This window comes from Seongchinamella sediminis (genome assembly GCF_003457605.1).
Lineage (GTDB): Bacteria > Pseudomonadota > Gammaproteobacteria > Pseudomonadales > Halieaceae > Halioglobus > Halioglobus sediminis.
Genome location: NZ_QRAN01000001.1, coordinates 34,512 through 60,001, shown reverse-complemented (window position 1 = coordinate 60,001; position 25,490 = coordinate 34,512). Strand labels below are relative to the sequence as shown.

General features: G+C 62.9%; 21 protein-coding genes. 6 read left to right on the top strand and 15 right to left on the bottom strand.

Annotation, left to right across the window (positions count from 1 at the left end; all coding sequences use genetic code 11):
- Positions 1-5 precede the first annotated feature (5 nt).
- Positions 6-827, bottom strand: coding sequence for a pirin family protein (locus tag DWB85_RS00180; protein ID WP_117951932.1), 822 nt, complete (start codon positions 825-827; stop codon positions 6-8).
- A gap of 35 nt (positions 828-862) precedes the next feature.
- Complete coding sequence (locus DWB85_RS00175) at positions 863-1,831, bottom strand: glutathione S-transferase family protein (RefSeq protein WP_117951929.1); 969 nt, start codon at positions 1,829-1,831, stop codon at positions 863-865.
- Between the two features lie 118 nt (positions 1,832-1,949).
- On the opposite strand from DWB85_RS00175, the gene DWB85_RS00170 reads away from it, so the two are divergent.
- Positions 1,950-2,846 (top strand): LysR substrate-binding domain-containing protein, encoded by an 897-nt coding sequence (locus DWB85_RS00170; protein ID WP_162845941.1) that lies wholly within the window; start codon positions 1,950-1,952, stop codon positions 2,844-2,846.
- 5 nt (positions 2,847-2,851) lie between these two features.
- Here the strand turns inward: DWB85_RS00170 and DWB85_RS00165 are convergent, their stop codons facing one another.
- From DWB85_RS00165 to DWB85_RS00150, 4 genes are all read right to left on the bottom strand, one after another.
- Positions 2,852-3,370, bottom strand: coding sequence for a ferritin (locus tag DWB85_RS00165; protein ID WP_117951924.1), 519 nt, complete (start codon positions 3,368-3,370; stop codon positions 2,852-2,854).
- 86 nt (positions 3,371-3,456) lie between these two features.
- Positions 3,457-4,335 (bottom strand): SDR family NAD(P)-dependent oxidoreductase, encoded by an 879-nt coding sequence (locus tag DWB85_RS00160; RefSeq protein ID WP_117951921.1) that lies wholly within the window; start codon positions 4,333-4,335, stop codon positions 3,457-3,459.
- Positions 4,336-4,469: 134 nt separating this feature from the next.
- A complete protein-coding gene (locus DWB85_RS00155; RefSeq protein ID WP_117951917.1) occupies positions 4,470-6,137 on the bottom strand; it encodes an alkaline phosphatase D family protein in 1,668 nt (555 codons plus the stop codon).
- A 135-nt stretch (positions 6,138-6,272) separates the two neighbouring features.
- A complete protein-coding gene (locus DWB85_RS00150; protein WP_117951915.1) occupies positions 6,273-7,064 on the bottom strand; it encodes a class II aldolase/adducin family protein in 792 nt (263 codons plus the stop codon).
- Positions 7,065-7,201: 137 nt separating this feature from the next.
- Here DWB85_RS00150 and DWB85_RS00145 point away from each other — a divergent pair, with 137 nt between their 5' ends.
- From DWB85_RS00145 to DWB85_RS00130, 4 genes are all read left to right on the top strand, one after another.
- The gene (locus DWB85_RS00145; RefSeq protein WP_162845940.1) at positions 7,202-7,699 is read left to right on the top strand and encodes a Crp/Fnr family transcriptional regulator; all 498 of its coding nucleotides are present in this window, start codon (positions 7,202-7,204) and stop codon (positions 7,697-7,699) included.
- A gap of 61 nt (positions 7,700-7,760) precedes the next feature.
- Positions 7,761-7,994, top strand: a complete 234-nt coding sequence (locus tag DWB85_RS00140) for a DUF1653 domain-containing protein (protein ID WP_117951909.1) — start codon at positions 7,761-7,763, stop codon at positions 7,992-7,994.
- Between the two features lie 114 nt (positions 7,995-8,108).
- Positions 8,109-9,407: an NCS2 family permease gene (locus DWB85_RS00135; protein ID WP_117951906.1), complete on the top strand. Its 1,299-nt coding sequence runs from the start codon at positions 8,109-8,111 to the stop codon at positions 9,405-9,407.
- 21 nt (positions 9,408-9,428) lie between these two features.
- Positions 9,429-10,181 carry a phosphoribosyltransferase gene (locus tag DWB85_RS00130; protein ID WP_117951903.1) on the top strand — a complete coding sequence of 251 codons (753 nt, stop codon included), beginning with the start codon at positions 9,429-9,431 and terminating at the stop codon, positions 10,179-10,181.
- A gap of 23 nt (positions 10,182-10,204) precedes the next feature.
- Here the strand turns inward: DWB85_RS00130 and DWB85_RS00125 are convergent, their stop codons facing one another.
- Genes DWB85_RS00125 through DWB85_RS00110 form a run of 4 tightly spaced genes read right to left on the bottom strand, consistent with a single transcriptional unit; the run spans position 10,205 to position 15,239 of the window.
- Positions 10,205-10,834, bottom strand: a complete 630-nt coding sequence (locus DWB85_RS00125) for an exosortase H-associated membrane protein (RefSeq protein WP_117951900.1) — start codon at positions 10,832-10,834, stop codon at positions 10,205-10,207.
- The gene (gene xrtH, locus DWB85_RS00120) at positions 10,815-11,327 is read right to left on the bottom strand and encodes an exosortase H (protein WP_117951897.1); all 513 of its coding nucleotides are present in this window, start codon (positions 11,325-11,327) and stop codon (positions 10,815-10,817) included. The genes DWB85_RS00125 and xrtH overlap by 20 nt, the downstream gene beginning before the upstream one ends.
- Before the next feature lie 51 nt (positions 11,328-11,378).
- On the bottom strand, positions 11,379-12,563 hold the full coding sequence (locus DWB85_RS00115; protein WP_117951894.1) for a patatin-like phospholipase family protein: 1,185 nt from the start codon (positions 12,561-12,563) through the stop codon (positions 11,379-11,381).
- A 9-nt stretch (positions 12,564-12,572) separates the two neighbouring features.
- The gene (locus DWB85_RS00110) at positions 12,573-15,239 is read right to left on the bottom strand and encodes a TonB-dependent receptor (protein ID WP_117951891.1); all 2,667 of its coding nucleotides are present in this window, start codon (positions 15,237-15,239) and stop codon (positions 12,573-12,575) included.
- Between the two features lie 113 nt (positions 15,240-15,352).
- On the opposite strand from DWB85_RS00110, the gene DWB85_RS00105 reads away from it, so the two are divergent.
- Positions 15,353-15,757 carry a YbaN family protein gene (locus DWB85_RS00105; protein WP_162845939.1) on the top strand — a complete coding sequence of 135 codons (405 nt, stop codon included), beginning with the start codon at positions 15,353-15,355 and terminating at the stop codon, positions 15,755-15,757.
- Here the strand turns inward: DWB85_RS00105 and DWB85_RS00100 are convergent.
- From DWB85_RS00100 to DWB85_RS00085, 5 genes are all read right to left on the bottom strand, one after another.
- On the bottom strand, positions 15,741-18,428 hold the full coding sequence (locus DWB85_RS00100; protein ID WP_117951885.1) for a bifunctional acetate--CoA ligase family protein/GNAT family N-acetyltransferase: 2,688 nt from the start codon (positions 18,426-18,428) through the stop codon (positions 15,741-15,743). The genes DWB85_RS00105 and DWB85_RS00100 overlap by 17 nt on opposite strands.
- A gap of 254 nt (positions 18,429-18,682) precedes the next feature.
- The gene (locus DWB85_RS00095) at positions 18,683-19,504 is read right to left on the bottom strand and encodes an efflux RND transporter periplasmic adaptor subunit (protein WP_117951882.1); all 822 of its coding nucleotides are present in this window, start codon (positions 19,502-19,504) and stop codon (positions 18,683-18,685) included.
- 10 nt (positions 19,505-19,514) lie between these two features.
- The gene (locus DWB85_RS00090; RefSeq protein ID WP_162845938.1) at positions 19,515-21,470 is read right to left on the bottom strand and encodes a hypothetical protein; all 1,956 of its coding nucleotides are present in this window, start codon (positions 21,468-21,470) and stop codon (positions 19,515-19,517) included.
- Positions 21,463-23,616, bottom strand: a complete 2,154-nt coding sequence (locus DWB85_RS19465) for a site-2 protease family protein (RefSeq protein ID WP_162845937.1) — start codon at positions 23,614-23,616, stop codon at positions 21,463-21,465. The genes DWB85_RS00090 and DWB85_RS19465 overlap by 8 nt, the downstream gene beginning before the upstream one ends.
- The gene (locus DWB85_RS00085; RefSeq protein ID WP_117951876.1) at positions 23,613-25,484 is read right to left on the bottom strand and encodes a GAF domain-containing protein; all 1,872 of its coding nucleotides are present in this window, start codon (positions 25,482-25,484) and stop codon (positions 23,613-23,615) included. Before DWB85_RS00085 ends, DWB85_RS19465 begins: the two co-directional genes overlap by 4 nt.
- Positions 25,485-25,490: the final 6 nt, after the last annotated feature.

Genomic DNA, 25,490 nt, shown 5'->3' with positions numbered 1-25,490 from the left:
CCCTATCAGGCAACAAGGCGCCCCTCGTTGTAATCGCGAATGGCCTGCTCGATCTCTTCGGAGGTATTCATCACGAAGGGGCCGTAGTGGGCGATGGGTTCGTCGATCGGCGCCCCGGCCAGAACCAGCATGCGCGCTGCCTGCCCTGCGGTCGCCAGAACGATGCTGTCGCCGCCGCGGTAGACACCCATTTGCCCGGCGCCCAGTTCGCGGGTTGCACCCTCGAACACCAGGACAATGGCGTTGTGCTCACTGTTGACCGGTATTTCCACCGATGCATTCGCCTGCAGGCTCAGATCCATATAACTGGCCTCGGTGCTGCCGGAATCGACCGGCCCGGTGCTGCCGCCGAAGTTACCGGCAATCAACCTGAGACTGCCGCCGTCCAGCGGAATCAGCGGTATCTGCTCGCGGCTGATTTCCTGGTAGGCTGCGGGCTCCATCTTCCGCGCCGCGGGCAGGTTCAGCCACAGCTGGAAGCCGTGCAGGAGGCCGTCTTCCTGCTCGGGCATTTCCGAGTGGATCACGCCCCGCCCCGCGGTCATCCACTGCACGTCGCCGCTGGCGATCACCCCCTCGTTACCCATGTGGTCCCGATGACGCATCGCTCCCTCCAGCATGTAGGTAATGGTCTCAAAGCCGCGGTGCGGATGCGAGGGGAAGCCGCCCACATAATCGGCGCCTTCCTCGGAACGGATTTCATCCAGCAACAGGAACGGATTCATAATGCGCATGGCTTGCTGCCCGGCAATACGCCTGATCTTCACCCCGTCGCCGTCGGACGAAGGTCGGGCATCAAGTACCTGTACCAGTTTTCTCGTGTTCATGGCGTTCTCCTCCTGTAATCAATTGCCGGCAGACGCTAAAAGCGATCCCGGTCATGGGGGCGGGCAAAGTCAATCTCCTGGCCCAGCGGCACCACCCCGGTAGGGTTAATGGTCTTGTGGCTGCCGTAGTAGTGCTGCTTGATGTAGGGCAGGTCCACCGTCGCCGCGATTCCCGGCTGCTGGAACAGGTCGCGCACGTAGCCGGAGATATTGGGAAAATCCTCGATACGCTGGCGATTGGTCTTGAAGTGACCAAAGTACACCGCATCAAAGCGCAGCAGCGTGGTAAACAGGCGCCAGTCCGCCTCGGTAATCGTCGGCCCGGTGAGGTAGCGCTGGCCGGCCAGCCGCTCCTCTACCTTGTCCAGGGCCTCGAACAGCTCGTGGTAGGCCTGTTCATAGGCCTGCTGGCTGGTGGCAAATCCGGCCCGGTACACACCATTATTGATACCCGGGTAGATCCACGCGTTGAGGGCGTCAATTTCCTCGCGCAGCGGCTGCGGGTAGTAATCCGCGGTATTGCCGGTAATTTCATCGAAGGCGCTGTTGAGCATGCGGATGATTTCCGCCGACTCGTTGCTGACAATGATTTCCCGCTGCTTGTCCCACAGCACCGGCACCGTGACCCGCGTGGTCACCTCAGGATCGACCCGGGTATACAGCTGGTGCAGGTAGTCCAGGCCATAGAGATCATCGGCAAAGCGCTGGGAGAATTCCCAGCCATGCTCCAGCATCAGCGGCTCCACCACAGAGACGCTGATCAGCTCCTCCAGGCCTTTCAGGGCGCGGAAGATCAGGGTGCGGTGGGCCCAGGGACAGGCCAGTGACACATACAGGTGATAGCGCCCCGCCTCCGCCCTGAAACCGCCCTCGCCACTGGGGCCCGCGCTGCCATCGGCGGTAATCCAGTTGCGAAACAGGCTCTCCTGGCGCTTGAATTCACCCTTGTTGCTCTCGGTCTCGTACCACTGGTCGACCCATTTACCCTCTTGTAACAAACCCATTACTGCCTCCTTCCGGAATTTAAATCAAATATTTAGCTGCCATATCTCCAGTATAGACTTGCCATATTTGATTAATAGCGATATTTTTTGCCGTTATTAATCAATTATTTTGATGTTTATGAGCCTCCCCCTCAGCCTGGAAGCACTGGAAGTCATCGATGCCATCGAGCGCAAGGGTAGCTACGCCGCCGCGGCGGCAGTGCTGCACAAAGTGCCGTCCGCAATTTCTTACACGGTGCAAAAACTGGAGCAGGACCTGGGCGTCACCCTGTTTCACCGGGAGGGGCGCCGGGCGGTGCTATCTCCGGCCGGCAGGCATCTCGCGGACCAGGGGCGGCAGTTGCTCTACGCCGCCGACGCTCTGGCGGCCAGCACCCGCCAGGTCGCGACGGGCTGGGAGCCGCGCCTGCGGGTCGCGGTGGATACTGTCGTCCCGCTGGCGGAGGTGCTGCCGCTGATCGGGGAATTACAGGCGGCGCAACCCGGCATCGAGGTCTCGATCAGCACCGAGGTGCTGGCGGGGACCTGGGAAGCCCTGGTGGAAAACCGGGTAGAACTTGCGATCGGTGCGGTGGGTGATATCCCGGGGCACAAGGGCCTGCAATGCGAACCCTGGCGGCATGTCAGGCACCTGTTCGTGGCCGCCCCGAATCACCCCCTGTGCGACGAGCCGCAACCGATACCGCTGGCGACCGTGAGCCGGCACCGGGCGGTCATTATCCACGACACCTCGCGCAATTCGGCGCCGCTGTCACGGGGCATTCTCAACCAGCAGACCGCCATCTACGTGCCCACCATGGAGGCAAAGCTGGAGGCACATCGGGCCGGACTGGGGGTGGGCTATGTGCCCGGTGCACGGGTAGCCAGCGATATCGCCGAGGGCAGGCTGGTTGCCCTCACCCTGGAAGAACCGCCACAGGAGACCTCGACCGTACTGGCCTGGCGGGCGGAAAACCGGGGCCAGGCGCTGCATTTCCTGCTGAAAAAATTGCGGGAATCAACCGGGCAGGATTGAAGGCATCAAACGGCAGGGGCCGGTGCCGGCGGTGGCGGCTTGCGGGCGCCCAGTTCATTGTCGATCATCAGCAGCCCGTAGCCATCATCCTTCACCAGCTTCAGTTTGGAGATAATCTCGCCCACGGTGGCCTCTTCTTCCACCTGTTCGTTCACAAACCACTGCAGCAGGTTGTAGGTGGCGTGGTCTTTCTCCTTCAGGGCCTGGTCGCTGAGATTGTTCAGCCTGGCGGTCATCGCCTGCTCATGCTGCAGCGATGACTTAAACACATCGAGAATCTTGCCGAACTCGCTGGGCGGCTGGGCAATGTCACGCAGCACCACGTGAGAGCCCTGCTCAATCAGGTAGTTGTAAATTCGGGTGGCGTGGTTCTGCTCTTCTTGGTACTGCTGCTTGAGCCAGTTGGCGGCGCCATTGAAGTCGATGTGGGCGCAATAGGCGGACATGGCAAGGTAGAGGTAGGCGGAATAGAATTCGTCATTGAGCTGCTGGTGCAGCGCTTTTTGCATTGCTTCGGAAATCATGGACAAGTCTCGAACGGAATTTTTTCCATTCTATGGCAGGGCGGGGATCGATACCACCGCCCCGCCACTGCGTGACAACCAGGTCCCTACATTTGCGGTATTTCCTCGAACACAATGGGCAACTCGGCACGGCGGTAGCGCTCCGAGCGCGCCTGCAGGGTGTCCGCCGCCTCGTCCAGGTTCTTCATGATGACAAAGCGTTGCTCACGGATGCCGTCCAGGGTGAAGCGGGCCAGTTCATCGAGGTCCTGAATCTGCATCTCCGCACCGGCAAATTTCATCGCCTCCTTGAAGGCCTCGATATCCGGCGGCGGCGCGCCGGGTCGCTCGCGCTTGAGTTCCGCCGGGCGATTGCGCTCGGGGTTCCACAGTCCGGTGACCAGCACACCACCGGAGGGATAGAACAGCGACGCCCTGAGCCGTGTGTCCTCGCTCTCCAGCTGCGAGGCCAGGCACTCGGTAAGGGCGCATACCGCCGCCTTGCTCGATGCGTACACCGACTGGTAGGGCAGGCTGGAAATACCGCCGTCACCGGAAGTGGTGTTGATGATATAGCCCTCTTCGCCGCCGGCAATCATCCGCGGCACAAAGGCCTGGATGCCGTGGGCCACGCCCATCACATTGACGCTGTATACCCAGGCCCAGTCGTTGGGGGTTGTCTCCCAGACATTGGAGGACGGCGCGGCAACTCCGGCGTTGTTGAACAACAGGTGACAGGCACCGTGCTGCTGGTAGACCTGGTCAGCCAGGGCCTCCAGCGATTCTGGCTTGCGTACATCGACCCTGAAGCCACTGACCACCCGGCCCTCACCAGTACATTCCTCTACCGCAGCTTCCAGGGCGCCGTCTTCCACGTCGGCAATGACCACCTTCGCCCCTTCATCGAGCAGCGCCTTGACCAGCGCCTTGCCAATGCCGCCGGCACCGCCGGTGACCACCGCTACCCTGTTTTTGAAATCCTGCATATTATTCGTCTCCCTTCTAGCTGGACCCAGTTTTTATGGCAACGGGCATGCTGCCACGAATCAGCGGCCGGCGCAGTGACGCCTCCGGCCCGGAAAGTGACTATAGGGATCACCTGACACCACCCGCTGTGGGCTCAGACATAGCGCAGGAGGTCACCCTCGCGGCGTATGCGGGCCTGGTGAACATTAACAGGCTTGTAATCGCGCACCTTCACTGTGCTCACCCCGACGTAATCCACGCTTGCCTCGGTGGGGGTCAGGGTCAGGCGCACATAGCCGCGGGTCAGTCCCTCGGTCCAGAGGATTTCCGGACTACCGGCGGCAACCAGGCCATCCATCATCGCCGCCCCCTCCCTGCCCAGGCTGGCAAAAGCGCCGGGTGAGGTGATACCGGTGGTGCCCAGTTCAAGCCCCATCGGCCTGCCCGACGCATCGAAGAGCTGGTTCTGCCAGAAGGCGTGGCTGTCGCCAGTGACCACCAGCAGGTCCTGTGCACCGGCCTCGCGGCTCAACTCATAGAAGCGCTCCCGGGCCCAGGGGTAACCGTCCCAGGCGTCCAGGAACATGGGCAGCTGCGCCGGGCCCAGGGCCCTGAAGGCCTGCGCCTCGTCATACAGCGGATGGGATTCATCGAGGGCCAGTTGCGCCAGCTGCTCATCGCTGATCGCGGGAATATAGCTGCGCGCCATGGGCACCTGGTTGCCGATGATGCGCCAGGGCTGCCCGGCGGCAACCGAGTCGCGCAGAGCCGCCCCCAGAAACGCTTCCATTTCCGGTGCCAGCAAGCGCCGGTCAGGGGCATTCAGCTGTTGCTGGAATTCACCTATGCCCTCGCGGGTCTGCAGCAGGTCCCGGTACCGGTCGTAATCCAGCTGCTCATCTCGCGCGGTGTGGCGGGTTTCCAGGGTGACCAGGCTGGCGAGGTCACCGAATTTGTAGTGGCGCCAGTACTGCTCACGCCCGGTTCCCGCCACCGGCTCACGCACCGGCATCCATTCGTAGTAGGCCTGCAGTGAGCGCTCCCGCCGGCTTTGCCAGTCACCCTCGGTGTCCTGCTGGTGATTGTTGGCGCCCTCGCGCCAGGGATTGTCGGTGGACTCATGATCATCCCAGATGGCAATCAGCGGGTGCGCCGCGTGCATCATCTGCGACTGAGGATCCGCCTTGTACTGGGCGTGGCGGCGGCGATAGTCCTTGAGCGAGATGGTCTCCCGGCGCGGCCGGTGCTCACGACCAAGTTCGGCCCCCGCGCGGCCACCATAACCGTCCGGACCATATTCGTAGATATAATCCCCCAGGTGCAGTACCAGGTCGACACCCGGGTCCAGGGCGATGGTCTCGTAAGCATTGAAGTAGCCGAAGGGGTAATTGGAGCAGGACGCCAGGGCGATACCGATTTTGTCCAGGGGGCCCGCCGGCAGGGTCCGGGTTCGCCCTATGGGGGAGTTCTTGCCCTTGTACTTGAAGGAGTAGTAGTAGGTCCTGCCCGGTTCGAGACCGTCGATAACCAGCTTGACGGTCATGTCGCGGGAGCGATCGGTGGCGAACACACCGCGCTTGACCACCCGGCGGTGTTCCGGGTCCTCGGTCACTATCCACTTGCCGGAAGCGGTGCGGCGCTCGGTGGTAATACGGGTCCACAGCACCACGCTGTGGGCGTCGGGATCGCCGCTGGCTACCCCGTGGGCAAAGGCGGTAGCGTCACCCGCTTGCCGGGCGAAGCCGGCACAGCCGACCAGGGGCAGGGCCGCAGTGGCAGACAGGCCGGCAAGGGCTTTGCGCCGGCTGATTCGGTAAGGCATGACAGGCTCCAGCTGGGGTCGTTACCGCGTATTGCCCCGCGAGCCAGCAAGGACTCGCGGGTTAACAGGCAGTGGAGCAACTATCGCCGCCAGCGTCAACGGCGGAAGGGAAAAATCCCCGGATTCGCGGCCCGTCTAGTCCAGCAGTTCCGGCTGTTCAGCGACGATGACCTCGTACAGGGGCTTGAAGCTGAACCAGCCGGCCAGCGGCGAACCCACGGTTTCGCGGGTGTGCAGGGCCACCTCGTGCTCGATCAGCCGGGGGCTGCCGGCGGCTTCGGCCAATAGCTGCGCCTGGCAGCTGCGCTCCATGGTGATGTACCACCAGGCGGCGGCGTCGATGGTCTCTCCCACCGTCAGCAACCCGTGGTTCTGGAGAATGGCCGCCTTGCGATTGCCCAGGGCGGCGGCAATACGTTCGCCCTCGGAGTTATCCAGCACCACGCCGGAGAAATCATCGAACACCACGTGATCGTCATAAAATGCACAGGCGTCCTGGGTCAGCGGCGCCAGGGTCTTGCCCAGGGCGGAGAAGGCCTTGCCGTACACCGCGTGCGAGTGGGCGGCGGCATTGATGGCCGGGTTGCTCATGTGTATCTGTGAGTGAATGGTGAACGCGGCGCCGTTGAGCAGCCCCTCCCCGGCCACAACCTCGCCAGTATGGCTGACCAGCAACAGGTCGGACACCCGCATCTGCTTGAAGGAGCGCCCCATGGGATTGACCCAGAAATGGTCCAGCTGCTCCGGGTCGCGCACGGTGATATGCCCGGCCAGGCCCTCATCAAAGCCAAATTTGCCGAACAGGCGCAGCGCTGCCGCGAGCTTGTTCTTGCGATCCTGGCGCACCTCCTCGACACTTTGCTCAACACCCATTATCGCCTCGGTGGAGTCCATGTTCATTACAATGTCATTGGCTGCTTCGTTCATTTCAATTCACCTCACTCTGTTATCGATTCGCTTATACTCTAGCCATGATCCAAGAAAACACCAGCAGACTGGCTCTGGCGTGGCTGGAGCAACACCAGATTTCCGGTCTAAACCCGGACAGCCCCTGGCTACGGGCCATGAGCCCTAAACACTTCGCCGTCGACGACTACCTGGTGCAGGCCGGCGCCAGAAGCGACACCCTGTTCATGCTGTTGTCCGGGCTGGTTCGCCTGTTTTACACCACTCCCGACGGACGGGAGCGCAACAAGGCGTTTTACCGCGGCGGCCAGATTAGCGGCCCGGTCAGCGCCGCCATGACATCCACTCCGGCCCCGTTTTCAATCCAGGCCCTGGAACCGGTGGAGGCCCTGGCATTTTCCTACCAGGCCATGACCGACGCCGCCCGGCATGATCCCGTTGTGGCCGGTGCCAGCCAGCAGATGCTGGCCGAAGCCTTTATCCGCAACGAGCAGCGCGAGGCCCTGCTGCTGACCTGCAACGCCGAACAGCGCTACCAGTGGCTGCGGGACAATGAACCCGACCTGCTGCAACGGGTTGCCCAGTTCCATATCGCCTCTTACCTGGGTATCGACGCTGTGTCGCTGTCCAGGCTCAAGCGCAAGATTAAGGCTTGAATGCCACATACTCATTAACAAATGTTAAGCGCCGCCGGCGCCCGCTAAATGGAGTTCCGCTATGCAACTGCCAGCCCCCGGCATCTACCGACACTACAAGGGCGCCGAATACCACCTGCTGGAAATAGCGACCCACTCCGAGACCGATGAGTTGATGGCCGTGTACCGTCCTCTCTATGGCGAGGGCGCGCTGTGGGTCAGGCCGCTGGCCATGTGGCAGGAGACGGTAAGCATTGATGGGGAAACCCTGCCGCGCTTCCAGTACCTGCGCGAGGCTCCCGGCAGCCTGCCCTGAGGCTGGCGTTTACCCGCCGGTACAGTGCTGCCTGGCAGGCAACAGCTGGCCGCTTCCTCCGACCGGGGGTCTGTGCGACCATAAGCGCCTGACTAACAATAAACCGGCATTTTCATGCACGCACTACTGGAACGCCTGTTCAGGCTGGAGGCGCACAACACCCGCGTTTCCAGCGAGCTCCTGGCCGGACTGACCACCTTTATCACCATGGCCTATATCATCTTCGTCAACCCGCAGATGATGGCCTCCGCCGGCATGGACCAGGGCGCGAGCTTCGCTGCCACCTGCCTCGCCGCGGCCCTGGCCTGCGTATTCATGGGGCTGTACGCCAACTGGCCGGTGGGCCTGGCGCCCGGTATGGGGCTCAACGCGTTCTTTACCTACACCGTGGTCGGCGAAATGGGCTACAGCTGGCAGGTCGCCCTGGGTGCCGTGTTTATCGCCGGCATCCTGTTCGTGATCATGAGCGTGACCCGGCTGCGGGCGTGGATGCTCAACAGCATCCCCCGGGACCTGCGGGTCGCCATGGGCGCCGGCGTGGGCCTGTTCATTGGCTTTATCGGCCTCAAGAGCGGCGGCCTGATTACCGACAACCCGGCCACCCTGCTGTCGCTGGGCGACCTGGCACAGCCGGAGCCGATGCTGGCCGCGCTGGGCTTTATCATCATCGCCGGCCTGTCGGTACGCCAGGTGCCGGGGGCGATCATGGCCGGGGTACTGATGATTACCGTGCTTGGCTTGCTCACCGGCATGGTGGAATACCAGGGCCTGGTGTCGGCGCCACCGAGCATCGCCCCCACCTTCATGCAGCTGGATATCGCCGGGGCCTTCGAGGTCGGCATGGTCAGCGTGATTATCGCCATCCTCTTCGTCAACCTGTTCGATACTGCCGGCACCCTGCTGGGGGTGGCCAGTCGCGCCGGGCTGGTCAACAAAAAAGGGGAGATCGAGAACATGGGCAAGGCCCTGCAGGCCGACAGCTCTTCCAGCGTGGTCGGCGCCCTGTTCGGCTGCGCCCCGGTGACCAGCTATGTGGAAAGCGCGGCCGGCGTAGCGGCCGGCGGCCGTACCGGGCTGACCGCGGTGACCGTGGGCATACTGTTTCTGCTGGCCATGTTTTTTGCTCCGCTGGCGGGCATGGTGCCGGCCTATGCCACGGCGGGCGCGCTCATTTACGTGGCGCTGCTGATGATGTCGGGGATGCAAACCCTCAATTACGATGACGCCACCGAACTGGTGCCGGCGCTGCTGACCATCATCATGATCCCGCTGTCGTTTTCCATCGCCAACGGGATCGCCGTGGGCTTCATCAGCTACGTGGCGATCAAGATCATTGCCGGGCGCAGCGGCGATATCAGCGTTGGCGCCTGGTTCCTGGCGCTGATTTTTCTCGCCAAGTTCGCTTTCTTCTAGTCAGGTACCCGCCGTCCGCCGATGAAAGACTACCAGCAACAGCTTGACTGCCCCCGCGACCAGATCGACATGGAGTTCTGGCGCCAGCCGCAGGGCGTGGGGATACCCGACGACGAGCTGGATTTCCTGCTGATCCCGGACCAGGTGGAGGCGCTGGCGTTGTCTGAGGTCGCCCAGCAGGTTCACCGCTACCAGCGCCAGCACCTGGACCATAATGAGGCCATCACCCGGGCCCTCATCGTCACCATGGGCGGGATGTTGCCGGGCGTGCTGCTGTACGACCACCTGGTAGAGGGGCGCGACCCCGGGGTGCCGAAAATGCAGTTCGGCACTATTGGCGTCTCGCTCTACAAGGGCCCCGGCGTGCGCTACAAAAACCCGCTGGTGCAGCACGGTATTTCCATTCCGATCCATGGACAGACCGTGCTGTTGATCGACGACCTGGGCGATCGCGGTGGCACCATGGACTTCCTGGTCAATTACGTCACCGAGGCCGGCGCCGCCAGGGTGCTCACGGCGGTACTGTACATGAAGCCCGCCGCCATGGACCTCTGCCCCGCCGACTTCTGGTTTGGCGAGACGCCCCAGGACACCTGGATCATCACCCCCCGGGAACGGGTGGAGACCATGATCAAGCGGGTGCCAGTGTGGAAGCAACGCGGCGCCGATGAGGCCGAGTGTTACCGCCGCCTGGTGGACATCATCGGTTACCCGCCAGGATTGGTGAACTACTACCTGCGGCGGGCCTTCAGCTCCCGGGCAAGGAGCCAGTAACGGCGCGCCCGGGGGCAATCCTCTCAAGTCTGTTGTTCACTCTCCGGTTTGGGCGGCAGGTTCAACAGGCCGCGCATCAGCGGCGTCTCCCGGCTCTGCCAGGCCCACAGCAGAATGGGTGCCACGGTGGGCACGATCAGCACGTTGAGCTGGTAAAACAGGGCGATAAAGTTGTCGTTGGGCACCAGCGCCTCCTGTTCCATGAACAGGGCACCGAGGTTCAACATCAGTTCCTTGAGACACAGGCTCAGCAGGCCAAGCACTATCAGCGGAAACAGGACTAATGCGCCGGTGACGAATTCCGTCAGGTAGGACTCTTTCTGGGTGGCGAAATGCAGGGTCGCATAAAATGGCAGGGAATAGGTCAGCACCCCCGGGTTGATGGCGAAACCCAGCTGGTACTCGGACAACTCCGGTGCCACCGGGCGGCCGTTCAGCTCACCGAACTGGGTGAGGAGGGCCGCGTCCGCGCCGCGGTATACCAGCGTGTCGACAACCTCGGGAAACCAGGCCTGCAGAATCATGTCCGCCAGCCCCACTGCCGGCATGGCAATGGGCCCCGCGGCAAGGGTCCACAGGGCAAAGCAGGGCACAATCAGGGCAAAGGCGAACAGCAGGAACTGGCGAAAATTATTATCCCGCGGCAGCGGCATTGGACATCTCCCCTTCCTTGCGGGACAGGTAGCGCAGGTAGAGGACGAATACTACCAGCACGTCGAGCATGATCAGCGAGGGCCACAGGTACAGGTGCACCCAGGTAAAAATATCCAGGTCCCAGTCACCCAGGTAGAACAGGGTAATGATGCGCAGGATATTGAGCGCCTGGACGGCGAGAAAGCCCAGCCCGATAACCGTGCAGCGAGCCTTCCAGCTACCCGGATAGGCGACCACCGCGGCGATCAGGACAATGGTTGCCTCAACCCCGTTACAGCCGGCCTCGATAGACACTGCAAAGCCGGTGTCGGAAAACTGCAGCACCTTGCCATAGGCCAGTACGGTGTCGTCAAAGGGCGCCACCAGGGCCGCGCTGATTTTGGCCAGCAGACCGGTAAACGGCACCACCAGGTGCTCCTGCACCGGGTTGAGCATTTCCAGCGAGAACAGGCCCACCAGGACCAGGAGAAAAGTAATAACAAAACGTTTCAAAACGGGGCAACTCGTCCTACAGGGAACCGGGATACTAGCACGGTGGAGGCGCTAGTATCGAACCCGGGAAGGCGGATGAAAAAAGCTCTCAAGCATGTCGCGCTGCTCCAGGGCGTCACGATAGCCGCAATCAATCAGCGCGCGGCAGAAATTTCCCTCGAACAACAGGTAACTCGCCAGGCTGGTACCGCCGCCCTGCGGGGTGGCACCAGTGATGTTCAGCAGCGTGCGCATGGCTCGCGGCAGGTGGTGAATGTGATCGGTGACCAGCTGGTCGATTTCAATCGACGGGTTAATGGCCAGGAAATCAACGAACTTCATGCCCGCAGTGCCCCCATGCGGGTTTTCATTCTGCACCATGCCGACCAGTTCATTAATCCGCTCCAGGTGCTCCATGTCGTTCTCCAGGGCGTCAATAAACGCACTGTTGAACACATGGCCGACCATTTTTGCCAGCGAGGGAGACTGGCGTTCGATATGCTCAACCGGCGGCAGCACGCGGTTGCCGCTCACTCCGACCACCATCAATCGCCGCGCCCCCAGGTGCAGTGCCGGGCTGATGGGTGACACCTGACGCAGCGCGCCGTCGCCGTAGTAATGGCCGTCAATAGCGGTGGCCGGCAGAATGGTGGGGATCGCCGAAGAGGCCAGCAGGTGCTCTACCCCGAGGCGGGCGGGTTCGCCGCGGCGTCGCGCCCGCTGCCAGCAGGGCAGCACGCTGCCGTCGAGGTCACTCTGGTAGAAGGTGACCGACTCGCCGGTGTCGTAACTGGAGGCAGTAACACCAATGGCATCCAGGAAGCCGCTCTCCAGGCGCCTTTGCAGCTGGTCGAAATTAATCACCCGCTGCAGCAGCTCGGCCAGCGGCGCCGTATCGAGCAGAGACAGCGGCTTGCCCAGGCCGGTACCGCGGTGAAACAGCGAGATCAACAGGCGCAGGACGCTGCCGGCAAGATTGCGATAGCCCGCGCGGTAGACCTGCTCCACCCGCAGGTTGCTCCAGATGTACTCCACCTTTTTCACCGCCAGCCGGAAATTATTGGCCGACGCGCCGAGGGCGACAGCGTTGATTGCCCCGGCGGAGGTGCCGGTAATAATCGAAAACGGGTTGTGGGCGTGCTTGGGCAGCACCTGGGCCGCCGCTTTCAGCACACCCACCTGGTAGGCGGCCCGGGCGCCGCCACCGGTGAGAACCAGGGCAGTGCGGTCAGCGGCGGGAGCGTGGCGTTCGGTCATAGCCCTGTTTTACTGGAAGTTATAGCCGATTGCCAGACCGTAGGTTCTCGGTTCTATGGTGAACACATTGGTAAACAGGCCCGAGGAGGCGCTGCTCAGGTACATGCCCACAAAGTTGTCCTCATCGGCGATGTTCTTGACGTAGGCCCGCAGGTACCAGCTGTTATCGGGAGACAGCAGGTTGGCCTGGGCGTTCCAGATATCCCAGTCATCGATACGGTCCACCTCCCGGTTGTACAGCCGGGTGTACATCTCATCCTGCCAGTAATAATCCACCCGCAGCGACAGCTCATAATCCCCGGCAAGCCGGGCACTGTATTGCCCGCCCAGGCTCAGGGACCACTCGGGTGAGTTGAGCAACTGCCTGCCATCCAGATCCGCCAGCACCCCGTCGCTGACCGGCAGGCCGAGGTCGCGCAAAGCGCTACAGCTGTTGAACTGGCCGCCAACGTCCGCTGCCGCGAATTCCGCCGGACTCAGTCCCACCACACAGTTGACCGCGGTGGTGGTGTCCTTGATAAGAGTGACCTCGTCGCTGCCAGCGGTGGGGTCACGGGGATCAATACTGCGGTGGCCCATTACTTCGGTGTGCAGGTAGGAGACACTGCCGTTGAACAGCCAGGACGCCGTGGGGGCGAACACGAATTCTGCCTCCAGGCCATAGATCTCGGCGTCGGTGTTTTCGTTGAATGAGGTCCGGTTGACGATCTTGGAAGTCTGCATGCCCTCGTAGTCGTAGAAAAACGCCGAGAAATTGGCCTGCAGGGTATTGTCCAGCAGGGTGTTTTTCATGCCCACTTCCCAGGCATCGACAAACTCGGGATCAAAGGTTGCGGTCTGGCTGGGAAAGTCCACCGGGTCAAACGGGGGGTTGAAACCGCCGCCCTTGTAGCCGCGGGAGTAGGAGGCATAGGCCAGGGTGTCCGCGCTCACCGCCCAATCCAGCACCACCCGGCCGGTCCATTCCTGCCACTCCTCGCTGTCATCGCGGTAGTCCACGGGAATGGGCTTATCGGCGCCGTAGCGCTGCAGCAGCCGCGCCCCGCTGTCGGGGTCGTTGTTAAGCAGTATCTGACGGTCGCGGATATCCTTGGTGTCAACATTGTAGCGGGCGCCCACCGTCAGCTTGAGCTCGTCGCTGAAGGCGTAGTAAAGCTCACCAAAGAGAGCGCGTGAGTCGATGGCGAATTCTTCGGTATCGGTATTGAACTGGGGGCCGACCCAGCCGAAGCCATCCTCCGCCCCCACCGAGCCGGCCACGGCCGCCACGTAATCGAAGCCGTTGGCAATCACCCAGAACTGGTCATCCAGCTCCACATCCATCCAGAACGCGCCGACGAGAAAATTCAGCCGCCCATCGTAGTCCGATTGAATCCGCGCCTCGATGGAGTACTGCTCACTGTAGCGGTTGGACTGGTCGAAGGACTCCAGCCCCTGGGGGGTGTAGGAAATATGGCCGCCCACCGACCCGGTGGCATTGCGGGACGGTTCCGACAGGGGCAGCCCCTCGGTGAACAGGTAGGCATAGGTTTCCGGGGCAAGTGCGGCCAGCAGCGGCGGCACCTCCCGTGGTTCGCCCACGTTCCAGGTGTAGTCCATGCGCGAGAACATGGTAGTGTCCTGGTAGCCGGCGACAAGCGCCAGGGTGTGCTTGTCCATTTCGTGTTCAATATCCAGGATGACCAGGGTCTCGTCCGCCTCGTAAATCGGGTCGAAGTCGGCGTTGACCTTGCGCATGTGGCGCGGCTCTTCGCTGGTGCTGTTGCTGCCGAAGGGAAAGATACCCAAAGGCCCGAGCAAGGCGTCGGAGGCGAGGATATTGGACAGCTGGGAGCTGGGGTTGGGCTTGTCGAACCCCAGACCGTCGGGCAGGCAGCCCAGCAGGCCGCTGGGGTCGTTTTTACACAACTGCTTCTGGCTGCGGCTGCGGGTGCTGTCCTCGTCGAAGTAGGAGAGCATCAAATTGGCACTGGTGTTTTCCCCCGTCCAGTTGAATGACAGGCGCAGCGAATACTGGTCGCGACCGTCGATGTCGTTGCCAGTGTAGAGATTGTCGGTAAAGCCATCCCGCTGCAGCCACAGGCCCGCCGCCCGCATCGCCAGCCGGTCAGTGAGCGGCAGGTTCAGGGCAGCGACCACTTTCTTGTGATCGTAATTGCCATACTGCCCCTCCAGCTTGCCCTCGACGGCGTCGCTGTGGGCGGTGCGGGTTTCCATGTTCACCGCGCCGCCGGTCGAATTGCGCCCATAAAGCGTGCCCTGGGGGCCACGTAGCACCGACACCTGGGCCACATCGTAGTATTCGGTCTCAAACAGGCGCGGCGAGAAAACAGGCACCTCGTTGACGTGAATACCCACCCCCGCATCGGCGGAAGCGGCCACCAGGTTGGTGCCGACACCGCGGATCTGGAAATTACTGGAGGTGAAATTGCTATTGCTGAAACTCACATTGGGCGCGGTATAACGCAGGTCTGCAGCCCCCAGGATTTGCCGTGCTTCCATGGCTGCTGTATCGAAAGCAGTAATGGCGATGGGAACATCCTGCACCGACTCGGCACGCTTCTGGGCGGTGACGATCACCTCTTCCAGTTGTGCCTGAACAGGAGGCGCGGACAGCCCCGCCACGGCAATGGCCAGCGCCAGTGGACGACAAATAACCGGATACGCGACACTCATGGCAACTACCTTTTTTTATGTTATGTCAGCAGTGAAAATACTGTCGCACAGTGCCTCGAAAATTTCACCTGCCTGTGACAGAATTCGCCACAATTCTTGAGGGTCAGTTCACCTTGCGCCGCAGCATTTACAAACCCCTGGGGGCCCTGGCTCTCGCCCTGGGCCTCGCCGGACTGGTACTGCCGGTACTGCCCACCACGCCCTTCGTGCTGCTCGCTGCCTGGTTTTTCGCCCGCTCGTCCGAGCGCTGGCACCAGCGCCTGCTGGCCAGCGAGCTGTTCGGGCCAATGATTCGCAACTGGGAGGAGCGCCGCTGTATCAGCCTGCGGGCGAAGTGGGTGGGGATAATATCGATGCTGCTTGCCGGCAGCGCCTCCATCGCCTTTGCACTCAGCAACCCCTGGGCACGGCTGGCAACGGCATTATTGCTGACTTTGGGAGCCGCAACCCTGATTGCCATCCCCACCTGCCGGGGGGAAAGCTGTAGCGGCGATTCCGGGCCTACAGCGGAAGACTGACCACGATCACTTCCGGGTCATCGGGATTACGCATCGAACTGAAGCCGAGCCGCTTGCACATGCGCAGCATCCGCGAGTTCTGCGCCAGCACTTCCCCCAGCATGGTATCGAGGCCGCGCTCGCCGGCGATCTCGATCAGCCGTTGCATCAAGCGCGGTCCGATGCCCCGGGCCTGCCAGGCATCGGCCACAGTCAGGGCGAATTCACAGGAATCACCATCCGGGTTGGTGACGTAGCGGGCCACCCCGATGAATGAATCACTGCCGTCTGCCCCCGGGACCACCGCGACAATAGCCATCTCCCGATCGTAGTCGATCTGGGTGAAGCGGGCCAGCATGGTCGGGGTCAGCCGGTCCAGGCCGTGCATGAAGCGGAAATACTTGGATTCCGCCGACAGGTTGGCGACGAAGTCCGCCTCGCTGCGGCCGTCCTCCGGGCGTATGGGCCTGATCTCCAACTCGGTGCCGTCCGCCAGCACCAGCTTGCTTTCCAGGTTGGCGGGGTAAGGATGGATTGCCATGTGCGCGTAGCGCTCACCGCCTTTGGCACCCGGAGCTACGGTAATGTGCACCCCGACGGCAATCGCGCTTTGCTCATCCACCAGCAGGGGGTCTATCTCCAGGGTGTCAATGTCAGGCAGCTCGCAGGCAATTTCCGATACCCGCTGTAGCACTTCCGACAATTTGTCGGTGTCGACGGCGGGAAACGTGCGGTACTGGCCGAGGTAGCGGGCGAGGTTACTGCGCGCAATCAGTTCCTTGCCCAGGTAGTCGTTGAGCGGCGGCAGAGCTACCGCGGTTTCCCCCCGCAGGGCTTCCATAGACGCCCCGGCAGCGCCCAGCCTGATAACCGGGCCGAACACCGGGTCGCGGGTAATGGCCACGCGAATCTCGCGGGTACGGCCGCGACTGGCCATGGGTTCTACGGTCACCCCCGCCAGCCGGGCGTAGGGGAAATGCTCACCCACGTCGCGGTACAGCTCATCGAACACCAGTGGCACCGAGCCCGACTCGCGGATATTGAGCCGCACGCCACCGACATCCTCCCGGTACTTGATATCAGGCGAATTGACCTTCATCGCCACCGGCAAGCCCAGCTTGTCCGCCGCGGCCTGCGCCTCGGCGGGTGTACTGGCATCGATACTGGGCAACACCGGAATGTGAAAGGCGCGCAGCACCGCCTTGGCTTCGGCGCTGCCCAGACTCTTGCGCCGCTCCCCAAGCACATGATCCACAATCAGCGTGGCGCCATAAATATCCGGGTCCTCGTACTCCGACAGGGGCCGCGGCACCTGTAGCAGGGCTCTCTGGTTGGCCTTGTAGCTGGCCAGGTGACTGAATGCGTCCACCCCTTCCTCCGGGGCAATAAAGTGCGGCACGCCCGCCGCGGTCAGAATATCCCGCGCCTCGCTCACCAGGCGCGCGCCCATCCAGGATGCCAGCAGGGGCTTGCGGGTATCCCTGGCAGCGGCGACCACGGCCTCGGCACAGGCGGTGGGGTCGGTGAAACCCTGTGGGGTGCATAACACCAGCAGGCCATCGACATTGTCATCCGCCAGCACGGCCCGCGTGGCAGCACCGTAGCGGGCTTCATCGGCATCGCCGAGTATGTCCACCGGGTCACAGTGTGACCAGTGCCCCGGCAGGATGCGGGACAGCTCGGCAACGGTATCCGGCGCCAGGCTGGCGAGTTTGACCCCGATGCTGCCGGCCCAGTCGGCGGCCATCACACCCGGGCCGCCGCCGTTGGTAATCACTGCCAGGTTGGGTCCCTGGGTCCTGACCCCGGAGGAGAGAATGGTCGCTGCGGCGAACAACTGCCCCACGACAGTGACCCGTACCGCCCCGGCCCGGCGAATGGCTGCGTCGAAAACATCGTCGCTGCCCAGGGGTGCGTGTATATGCGACAGGGTCGCCCGCTCTCCACTTTCATTGCGCCCCGATTTGATGACTACCACCGGCTTGAGCCTGGCGGCGGCGCGCAGGCCACTGAGGAACAGCCGGGCATCGGTGATACGCTCCACGTAGAGCAGGATACTGGTCGTGTGGGGATCCTGGGCCAGGTAGTCGAGCACGTCACCCAGGCCGACATCGGTGGTCGAGCCCAGCGAGGCGACCGCGGAAAACCCGTGTCCGCCCGAATCCGCCCAGTCCAGCAGGGCGGAACAGAATGCCCCGGACTGGGTGACCAGCGCCACCTTGCCGTGTGCCACCGGGCTGCGGGCAGAGGATACATTCAGCTTGCTGGCGGGCCTGATAATGCCCAGGCAGCGCGGCCCGACCAGGTCGATGTCATAGTTGCGGGCGATTTCCAGCAATTCATGCTGCAGGGCCCGGCCCTGCACCTGGGTCTCGCTGAAGCCACCGGAGAGGATGATCACCGCGTTGACCCCAAGCTCCCCGCACTGGCGCAGCAGACCCGCCTGCTCCTCCGCCCTGGCGGCGATGACCGCGAGTTCCGGCGCCTCACTGATCTCGCTGACCTGCTGCAGCGGGGTATGCCCTGCCGCATCCGCCACGGTGCAACAGGGCATTACCGCGTGCACGAGTCCCGGAAAACCGCTGCCCTGCAGGTTTTCCAGCACCTGCCGGCCGATATTGCAGTAGGCCTGGTCGCAGACCACCGCCACCGACTCTGGACTGAAAATGCTTTCAAGGTAGTGCTTTCTCATAATGCTCCGCAGCCTGGACCAGTCGACTACCAATTATTAATTACGCCAGACACCCAGTATAGATAGCCAGTTCAGCGGCCACCACCATTTACGCTTTTTCTGCAGGTGCCTGCAATAGCCGGTAGCCGCGGCCAGTTACATGCGATTTAGACGGAGGCAGCACAAACCTGTGCTCCGGTTGTAAACAAGGAGCAATGAAAATCGTCAAGCGCCCGAAGGCGTGGGTGGGAAGCGTTCTCTAAATGACCACCGGGTCAAGGGTCGGAGCTGGAAAAACTGACATCGCAATTCAGGCCGGCGGGGATTTTACCCTCGGGATTAGGCAACTCCACGCGCACTCCGAACGTGCTACTGGCCGCGTCGATAACCTGGTCGACAATGACGACCTTACCCTGATACTCGCCCTCCACCGGATGAGCGGGCAGAACCGTTGCGAGGTTGCCAGCGGAGATACGGCCGAAGTCAGACGCCGGGATAATCGCCTCGACGTAGAGCGGGTCAATCTGTGCCAGCGAAATGATCGGCCGGTCCTCGGTCACCAGTTCACCCGGCGAGATCATGGTGTCTACAACAATACCGCTTATCGAGCTTTTGATGGTCCGCAATGCGAGCACCTCGCTTGCCTGCTGCAGTTCCAGCGCTGCCAACAGGCGATTCTCCTCCGCCTGCTGCAGTCCGCTTGCAGCGATAATCGCCTCGCTGCGCGCCTCGTCAAATACCTGCCGAGACACGTTGCCATCGCGTTGCAGTTCTTCGATGCGTTTCAATGCCGACCGGGCCAGTGCCAGGCTCTCGCGGCGGGCATCCACTTCCGCTGTGCTCTCGCTGCGGGCTTCGGCCAGGGCCACTGATGCAGCCTGTACGCCGGATTCGAGCTGCACCAGGATCTGTCCCTGTTGCACTTTGTCGCCGCGGGATACCAGTACATTCTCGGCGACGCCGCGAATAGAGCTACCGACCTCAACGGTGACGCTGGGCTCAATCAGGCAGTCGTAAGCGCCATCCTGCGACCATCCATTAGCGCTGAAGCCAAGCAACACAATAATCAAGCACTTCGGGTTGCTAAAAAATCTCATGAAGCTATTCCTATCTCGAGAAACCGGCAAAAGCCAGCAACCGGTGTATATGATCGTCGGCCATCGCCGCGTCTCTTAGCGCCCGGGGCAGCCCCGCCTCGCGACGGCGAATAGCGTACCATAGCAAACGCAGCAGCAATGGGTTTTCGCTGGGCGACGGTAGTTCCGCGGGTGTGACCATCGCGCTGAGGAGGCGGCCGGCTATCCCGTCACGGAGCGCCTGGTCATCCATCGACAGCAGGACTTCCAGCGCGTGCTCCCGGTCGCTGCTCACCGCCTCGATAAAATGCGCGAGAGCACGCAGGCTGTCGGGTTCCTCCGGTACAAGTACGCAATCAATTTGCGGCACGCGCTCGCTGACCGAGGCGTTGAGCATGGCGTAGCAGTCCGGCTGCGGTACGAGTAATACCGTACCATCGCCACAGCGAAAGCGCCGCAACCCGGGGTTGGTCCCCTCGGCTTGCAGGCTCTGGCATCTTTCCTGCAGGACGCCGGCGAGGCGCCGGTATAGCGCCCGGCCGCGAACCGGAACCAGTACCGAATCGCCCGCCGCGGTGAGTTCCGCCATTCGATGCATCACTCCTGTCTCACGCAGGTCCTGGCGGGGAACGACCGAGAGCCGGAAGTGGCGCGGGCTCAGGCGCTCGGTCGATGAAACCGGAAGCACCGGGCAACCGTACTCTCGCCACAACAGCCCACCAACCGATCCGAGGTAACCGGCAACCCCGCCGACAAGGCCGTAGCGGGTAACAAAGCGCTGCACATAGATACGTGCAAGCATCTCCGGGTCCAGGCTGTCATCGACGCGGTGCCACAGCTTGAGAAACTGCAGTCGCTCGCGCGAGAGGCCCGGCCGCCCAGCTTCGAATTGCCCCCGCAGCAGCACCAGAGCGCCCCCCTCGATCTCGAAATCCACGCCCTCGATGAGCAGGTCACGGGCCACCAGCGCCTCGGTGACCAGTTCTTCGCGCAAGCGGTCTGCCTGCCACAAGCGAGGCAGCGCCGCAACGGCGGCGCGCAGCCGCTCACGGCCCTCCGCGGTCAGTTCGAGGCTGGCGCTGTCCGGGGGCAGCAGATAGTCCTTTTCCGCCACCATTTCCTTGCTGAGGTAGAACGCCTGCTTCAGCACGGAGCTGGTCCAATGGTGGCCGTCGCCGCCAGAGATTGATATGGGCATCGCTGCCTGATCAATAAGCTGCTGGTCGATGTCTTCCAGCAGCAGCAATCCGGGCAGCTGATGGACCAGCCGCGAGTGGGCCGACGCCGGCCGCAGCAGGGGCTCCAGCCGCCGTGCCAACAGGTCGCGACCGGCGCCGTCCAGTAACTGGTCCAGCAGGTAATCGTTGGCCGCCTGGCGCAGCGTGGTGCAGACAAGTTCGGTGCTGTACTGCCTGCTCCTTTCTGCCTTCTGCAGGTCCGAGGTCACCAGGCCTGGCTTCAGGTTTAATCCAGCGAAGAAAAAGGCGAAGGCTGCATGGAATTCACGGCACTGCCGCTCGTCTCCGAGGAGTACCGTCACGGGTATTCCAAGCCCGGCTGCCGTCGCGGCGCCGAGGGCCAGCGCAATGCGCCGATCCGATGCCGCCGGCAAACTGGCAATACCGCCGCGCAGGCAAAGCATCGCTGCCCGCTGATGCTCCCGGGTGACACCGTCGGCCAGGTAATCCTGTGCCGCCTTGCATACCAGCGCAAGCGCCTCCCCGGTGGTCGACAGGTCGCCGGCGCCAGTACTGGCGATGCCGCGCAGCCGGTTCAGGGCGGGCACCACCGATAGCCGTGCCGACGATGGATCGCCACCTTCGCTTGCGGTTACGGTCCTCCCGGGAAGCGGCGAGCGGCGAAAGGACAGCACGCGGGACCAGTGCTGGAATCGATGATAGGCCCGGTCCACCGGGCCGGCGTCGGTTGCCGGCGGTAGTGCCAGCGGACGGAAGAGGCGGGCTATGACGACACTGTAATCATACATTGAATTTACTGAGAAACAGTTGCCGCGCCGAGCGATAAAGCTGCAGCGCCAGTGGCTCCAGGCCATGCTCGAAGCGCACGTGAACCCGCTGCCCGTACCAGCGATTGTCCACCGCCTGTTGCGGCGCGAGGTCGAACACAAAATGCGGCAGATAACTGCGGGGCCGGTCCCGCGCTTCGGGGTCGATGACGACGCTGCCACCGCCGGCGACGCTGAGGGCGAGACTGGGCAGCTCGGTCGTCGCCTCCGGCACTTCGCGAATGATGGTCGCGGGGACTTCGGTAGATGGCGCATTGGCCAGCAGTAGCTTCACCCCGCGGGTGGCTTCACGCACCAGGCCGATACGATCCTGCGACACCACGGCGCGCACCGTGGGACTGGCCTGCGGAATCACATAACCGATCATATCGCCACGGCGGAGATAGCGACCCGGCAGATCCTCAGGCGCCGGTATGAAGAAGCGACCGTCAACTTCACTGCGTATGGTCAGCCAGTCCCGGCGCTCGCGGGCAGAGTCGAACTCCTGCCGCAATGCGGCCAGTTGCTTGCCCACCAGGTCCGCTTTGACAAGATCCCGAACACGGTTTTGCCGCTTGAGCATCTCCAGTTCCTCAATGCGCGACTCGAGCAGGGTGATCTCCATGGCGAGTTCTTCGTCACCGCTCTCGACCAGCACATCACCGGCGCGCACTCGCTGCCCACTCTCTATCAATACTTCGCTGACGTAACCCGGTGACCGCACGCGCACGAAAGCCTCGTCTGGCAACCAGACGATGCCTTCACTGCGCGTCCATGACGGCACGGGCAGCGACAGCAGAGCGGCGACAAGCGCCAGCGCGAGCATGGAGGCAAAAATCGCCCGGCCCCGATTGGCCCGGATACGCGGGCTGGCAAGCAGATACCATAGCGACTTGACCAGCGGCAGCAGCAACACTGAGGTCACCACCCAGAGCGCGAGCAGCACGCCGACAAAGAAGTACTTGCCCGCGACGAAAAGGGCGATAGCCATAATGATGAACATGCGGTAACAGAATGACGCGACCGCATAGAAAGGCAGCCAGAACGTCTCGCCACGCGCGGTCACCGGCGACCGCGCTGATTCAAGACGCAGCAGGTAACGCTGTAGCAGATAAATGACCTGTTGGTTGGCGCGTGCTCCGAGGTTGGGTATCTCCAGGAGGTCCGACAGGATGTAGTAGCCGTCAAAGCGAAGCAGCGGGTTACCATTGATCAGGACCGTGGAAACACCACCAATGAGCATCACGTTGTAGGCGATGGCAGACAGCGTGCCACTCTCCATGGCAAGCCAGAGAAACAGGGCCACGGCAGCGAGGAACAGTTCAATAAAGATACCGGCGCTGCTGACGGCAATGCGTTGCCAGCGCCCTGGAAAGGCAGCGGACGCGGAGGCATCCACGTAAGGCACGGGGAAGAACACCAGCAGCATGACGCCCATCTCGTGTACTTCCGCACCCCATTTACGCGCCATGACGCCGTGACCGAACTCATGGAAGGCCTTTACTATCGGGTACACTACCCCCAGCAGCACCAGATTCGAGGGCATCAGCACCCGGTCCGTGACATTCCGGGTCAGTTCTTCCCAATGCATCACGGCAAGCGTCAGGCCTGCGAGCACGGTCAGCAGCCAGATCGCGAAGCCCGCGCGCCCGAGCAGCGGGTTTAGCAGCGGCATCAGCCGATCGATAAGCCGGTCCGGATCAAACAGGGGAATACGGATGGCCAGCGGGCTGCGCCAGCGCTGCAGCGTCTGCCGCTTCTGCTGCTGGCGCTGGCGCTGAACCAATTCGTCGGTATCGGGAATCGCATCCGTCTGCAGCGCATCGGCGCTATACAGCTGGTAGAGCAACTGAATGATCTCGTCCTGCGATGGCGCGTCGGCTCCCAGGTTCACCAACGCCTCCTCCCACAGCTGGTGGACCGTGCGACGCCCGTTCATCATGGCGATGATCGAGTAGGCCTGGGGCGTGAAGCGGTGCGTCTTGCCCGTCGCCCGGTCCTGGATTACGTACCAGTCATCGCCGCGATAGCGATGCCGGCGAATCCGGATGTGCGAGGGAATGCGTGGCTGCAGCTGGCTTATCTGCTGCCAGGAGCCGCTGAACAATCCGGAGCCGCCGCTGCTCACGGCAGCCAGCGCCAGAGCGCCACGCGCAGCCAGTCAGTGAAGCGGTGGGTCCAGATCCAGAGCAGGCGGCGCTCGCCGATATCGATCTTGCCGGTACCGGTCATCCCCGGCCGCAGGTCCGGCGCCGGCTGCAACAGCCTCGCCTCGACGCGAAAAACGTTCAGCCCTTCTTCCGCCGCCGCCACGGGGGTGATCCGCGCCACTTCAATGTCGAGGTCCAGCTCGGGCCTCGGCGCCAGCACCAGTCGACCGCGCTGTCCCTCTCGCAGGAAGGTAACGTCCCGCTCGTCCACGCTCAACGCCACCCGGTAGTCCCCGAGCGGCGCCACCTTGAACAGCGTCTGGCCACGCTCTACCGGCTCGCCGATGGAGCGGCTGAGGTCACCGGAGACCACGGTGCCAGCGAAGGGGGCCCGAATCACTGAGCGCGACACGCGCTCATTAAGCAACTCGATCTGGGCATCCGTCTGGGCGATCTGCGCCTTGATGATCTGCGTGCCGGCCCGCTCGCGCTCCGCGATGGCTTCCAGGTACTGTCGCTCCAGTTGCTCACGCTGGCTCAGCAGTCTGGCCAGGTCAAGCCGGAGGTCCCGGTCCTCCAGCCGCGCCATCTCGTCGCCTTCGGCGAGCACATCGCCGGGACGGGTGATGGCACCACTGACGTAACCGGCATAGGGCGCAGTCACGACTCGCTCCACAGCGCCCTCGAGGACCACCGGCGCCGCGACGCGGTGCGTGCCGTCGATCAGCGCCAGGGCCGCAACCAGTACTGATAAAATCAATATCACCGCCTTGAGGACGGCATGCCGCGGACCGATAAGCGCCCGCAAGAAGCCCAGGCTGCGGTCGCGGGAAACGGCCAGCAGAGAGCGGTCATTGAGGCGCTTGAGGTGCAATATGGGCCCGCAGGCCGCGCCTACCTGCTCCAGCAGCGAGACCTCCTCGTCCTCGAAGGGCTGTTCGCGCTCGAAAAGAAGCGCGCCGGTCACCTGTGCCTCGTTATAGATAGGCACAGTGCAGATGGCGCGGTAACTTTCCGCCTGGGCAAGTTCGTCGTGGGCGCGATGGATCAGCATGTCATCGCCATCGTGAAGCGGGAGGCGCAGCGCCCGGTTCTGGTCCACCGCTTCCTGCATCGCAGCGGCGACGGCCTGCACCAGGTTCGCCTTCAGGTTGACCTGAGCGGCCCCGGATATGGCCACCACGCGTAACGTTTGTTCCGTCACCTCGCCAAGCATGCCGCGGGCGGCGCCGATCTCCGCCACCAGCCGGTTCAGCAGTACCGTGCGGGCCGCGGCGGCATCGCCGGTCTCCAGACAGGCCACCAGATTGGTGAGAACCAGGCGCAGTTGCTCTGCGTCCCGTGAGCGCTTACCCGGCTGCTCGCGCAGCGCGGCGGCATGCAGGTGGCTGACACCCCACTGCAGGTCGCGCAGCTGATACAGAAGTTCGCTGTCGCTGGATGCCTCGCACTCCAGAGCGACCACCCCGTAAAGCATCCCGTCCAGCTCGAGCGGGACCGCAATGTAGCTCGCTGCAGCATCGCCGTCCGGGGACTGCCGGGCCACGTTCTTGCGCTCGGCCATCGCCAGTTCCGAGGCCTGCATCAGCGCTGTCGTTGGACGGGCACCGGCTGGCCAGGTGCTCACCGGCGCAAATGGGCCATCCCCAGGCGGACCCAGCACGACGACACCACTGTGAACGCCTGCAGTGCGGGAGCACTGCATGCCCAGCCACACGACCGCCGTGTCCCTGAGTTTGTCAGCGGACAGCAGCCGATTCCAGCACAGCGGATCGAGGTAAGCGGCACCGCCATCGGCGGCAGCGCCGGCCCGCTTGTTTGACGCCGATTGGGGATTAGTGGCCATGGCTCA